Consider the following 3,620-nt stretch of genomic DNA (forward strand, 5'->3'; position numbering starts at 1 on the left):
TCTTGTGCTTGGCCAACAGCGCCGCGAGCGAGCCGATGTTGTCGATGTTGTCCTTGAGGGCGCCGCGGTTCTCCTTGACCAACGAGTTGACGTTGACCAGGGCAATGCTGAGGGCCTTGAGTGTTCCCGCCAGGTCTTCGCGCTCGCCCTCGAGCACCGTCGAGACCTTGGCCGTGCTGTCGTTGAACGCCCGCACGGTGGCGTCGTTCGTGCGAAGCAGAGTCACGAACTCCTCGACCTCGCGCAGGCTGCCAAACAGCTCTTCCTTGTTGTTGGAGAGCGTCTTGCTGAGCTTGCCGAAGTTCTGGATCGTCTCGTTGAGCTGTGCACCCTGACCGTCGAGCTGCTTGGCAGAGTCGCTGATGAAGCTGCTGAGAGCGCCATCCTTGTTGGCACCCTTGGGGCCAAGTGCCACGGCGAGATCGTCCAGCGACTGGTAGATCGCGTCGAGCTCGATCGGAACAGCTGTGCGGTCGATCGAAATGAACGCGTTGTCCTTGAGCACTGCGCCACCGCTGTAGGCGGGAGCGAGCTGAACGAAGCGATCACCCACGATCGACGGCGACACGACAACTGCCTTCACGTCGTTGGGGAGCTTGACGTCGCCGTCGTAAGAGATCTTGACGCGAACGACGTCTCCTCGAGGCGTCAGCTTCTCGACTCGCCCGACGGGTACTCCAAGGATCTTGACGTCAGATCCCTTGTAGACCGAGTTGGTCTGCTCGAAGTCGACGGTGATGTAGCGCTTGCCGTCGCCCTGGTTGAGCACGAGTGCCGCAGCCAACAGCAGGACCAGGACGATGAATGCCGTCAGGACCTTCGAGATGCCTGCGAAGCGCTGGGCCAGTCCGTTGATGCTCATTCGCCCGCCCCCGCAATCGCATCTTCAAGTTGTTTGCGGAGACCTGCGGCCGACGCAGCACCACCGAGGTAGGTGTCGAACCACGGGCCGGTTCCGAGCGAGTTGGAGAACAGTCGCAGGAATGCCGGGAATTGGCGGAGAGCCTCGTCGAGACTCGCCTCGTTCTTGCGAAGCATGTCCGTGACAACCAGGAGCTGATCCAGGGCGGGCTTGAGATCTGCCTTCGTGCCCTTGACCAGCGCAGTGAGCTCCTTCGAAATGGCCTGAGTCGAGACCAGGAGTCGATGGATCGAGTCACGTCGATCGCTGATCGCCCTGAACAGCGTGTCGGAGTCCTTGAACAGCGTCACGAGCTCGTCGTTGCGGGAGTTGAGGACGCCGGTGACCTTCTTGAGGCTCACCAGCAAGGTGTTGATCTGGCTGTCACGAGCGGCAAGGTTGACCGAAAGATCCGAGACACCCTTGAGCGCTCCGCGGAACTCCTCCGGCGTCTCGGCCGCGATCTCACCGAGAGTGTTGAGCGCCTCGCCGAGCTGCGGCACATCAAGTGCGTCAGTCGTCTTGCTGAGGTCGGAGAACGCCTGGACCACGTCGTACGGCGCGATCGTCCGCTCCAACGGGATCGTTGAGCCCTTGGGCAGCTGACCGGGTCCCGCAGGCGTGATGGCGAGGTATTCGGCGCCGAGCAGAGTACGCACGCGAATGTCGGCGCCCGTCTCAGTGCCGAACTTGGTGCCCTTGTCGATCTTGAACGAGACGAGAACCTTGTCACCGGCGAGCTCGATCTTGTTGACCTTGCCGATCGAGACACCAGCGACGCGCACCTCATTGCCGGTCTTGAGCGCGCCGATCTCGGCGAACTGAGCGTGATAGGTGTCGCCGCTGCCGATGATCGGCAGACGGTCAGCGCGGAATGCGGCGAGCATCATCATGGCGATCACGGCGATGCCGATGACGCCGATCATCACCGGGTTGCGCTCGCGGAATGGAGTGATCATTTGGTGTACCCCGGCTGGTTGCATCGTTCGCCGCCGACGGCGAGGCCACTGTCTCCGGTGAGCTCGAGATGTGTCTCGGGCAGGATCACGGTCGTGCCGACCTTGACCTCAGGCAGCGTGATGCTGCCCTGGATCTCGCACAGGAAGAAGTTGAACTCAGAGCCCGAGGATGCGGCGTTGCCGAGCTTCGAGATCTTGATCGGGAAGATCTTGATCGAGTTCTCGAGCGTGCTCAAGTTCTTGCTGGTGCTGAGGTTCTTGGTCAACGCGTTGAGCTGCTTGATGTCCTCGACGATGGCCGGGCGGCCCTGCACCAGCAAGTCAGATGTCTCGTCGGTGAGGTCGGAGATTGCATCGACTGAGTTGAGAATCGCGTCGCGATCATCCTTGAGCCCAGTGACGAACTGCTGAAGCGTGTCGATCGTGTCGGTCAGCTCCTGGTCCCGGCTGCCCACCGTGTCGAGCACCTCGCTCAGGTTGGTGATGACGTCACCGATGAGCTGATCACGGCCCGCAAGGGTGTTGGTCAGCGATGAGGTGCGCTCGAGAAGATTCGAGACATTGCCAGCCTCGCCCTGGAAGGTCTGCACGATCTCGTACGCGAACTTGTTGGTGTCACCGGGCGACAGCGCCTGGAAGACGGGCTTGAACCCGTTGAGCAGGACATTGAGGTCGAGAGCTTCCTGCGTGCGCTCCTCCGGAATGATGCTGCCGGGCTTGAGCGTCGACTTCGCACCATCAGCGCCCTGGCTCAGCGAGATGTAGCGCTGGCCAACGAGGTTGCGGAACTTGATGGTCGCGAACGTGTTGGCCGTCAGCGGAACGTCGGAGTCGACACCGAACGTCACGAGCGCCTTGTCGCGGTTGACGATCTCGACCTTCTTGACCGAACCGACGGCGACACCGGCGATACGGATGTCATCGCCCTTGGCCATACCCGTCACGTCGCTGAACATCGCCTTGTATTCCTGGCGGTCACCGAATGAGCCATTGCTCAGGGTCAGCGCGAGGATCAACGTCGAAATGCCGGTGAAGGCGAAGAAGAAGCCGAGCTTGATGGCTGCGGAGATGGACTGGCCGTCGATCTGCTTCATGAGAGCGACACCCCCGATCCGCGGAGCATGGGGCCGACCAACAGGGAGCCGATGTCAGGCACGTCGGAAGGGTTCATGCCGAGGCTCGTCCCGAGGAGGATGTTGAGCTCTGAACGCTCGCTCTCAGAGTCGATGCCGACGACGCTGGGCTGCACCAGGTCGGCCAGCGACACAGCAGCAGCGCGGTTGAACTCTGAGGGTGCGCCGAACTTGCCGTGATCGGACTTGATGCCGACAAGCTTGTAGACCGACGCCGGGATGCTGAACGGGTCGTCCTGGTTGGAGGCGGACTCATCGCCCTTGTTGATCTCGTTGAGGTCGAGGCACGACGGCACGGCGGCGTTGTCGGCACGGATGTCGTCACCATTCTTGGCCGCAGGTCCGCTTGAAGCTGCGTCAAAGAGGTCCTTCGACGCCACCAGGTTTTCGTTGGGCGCGTAGGCATCCGCCTGGGCGATGACCTCGACGTTGATGTGAAGCATGCCTTCGCGATAGGCGCTGTCGAGTCGCGGGATGAGCTTGCCCATCGCCTTGAGGAAGCAGGGGAACGTGGTCGAGTAGGTGCCGACGGTCTCGAGGATAGGGCGGCTCTCCTTCGCGAGCGTTGCAAGGTTTTCGCCGTTCGCCTTGGTGAAGGACGTGAGGCTGTTGGACAACTTGGTGCCC

Annotated in this window: 4 protein-coding genes; all 4 read right to left on the minus strand. The window is 61.7% G+C overall.

All coding sequences use genetic code 11. The features are described from left to right. The coding region (locus tag V6M39_RS00990) for an MCE family protein (RefSeq protein WP_332641784.1) at positions 1-862 on the minus strand (862 nt) is incomplete at its 3' end. Further along, a complete protein-coding gene (locus V6M39_RS00995) occupies positions 859-1,860 on the minus strand; it encodes an MCE family protein (protein WP_332641785.1) in 1,002 nt (333 codons plus the stop codon). The genes V6M39_RS00990 and V6M39_RS00995, both read right to left, overlap by 4 nt. Beyond that, positions 1,857-2,954 carry an MCE family protein gene (locus V6M39_RS01000; RefSeq protein WP_332641786.1) on the minus strand — a complete coding sequence of 366 codons (1,098 nt, stop codon included), beginning with the start codon at positions 2,952-2,954 and terminating at the stop codon, positions 1,857-1,859. Before V6M39_RS01000 ends, V6M39_RS00995 begins: the two co-directional genes overlap by 4 nt. Then, positions 2,951-3,620 (minus strand): MCE family protein (locus V6M39_RS01005; RefSeq protein ID WP_332641787.1); only part of this gene is annotated, 670 nt, incomplete at its 5' end. The genes V6M39_RS01000 and V6M39_RS01005, both read right to left, overlap by 4 nt.

This window comes from Aeromicrobium sp. (assembly GCF_036675695.1).
Taxonomy (GTDB): domain Bacteria; phylum Actinomycetota; class Actinomycetes; order Propionibacteriales; family Nocardioidaceae; genus Aeromicrobium.

Coding starts and splice junctions, on each gene's coding strand:
- V6M39_RS00995 (WP_332641785.1), bottom strand. CDS start 1,860: ATGATCACTCCATTCCGCGAGCGCAACCCGGTGATGATCGGCGTCATC.
- V6M39_RS01000 (WP_332641786.1), bottom strand. CDS start 2,954: ATGAAGCAGATCGACGGCCAGTCCATCTCCGCAGCCATCAAGCTCGGC.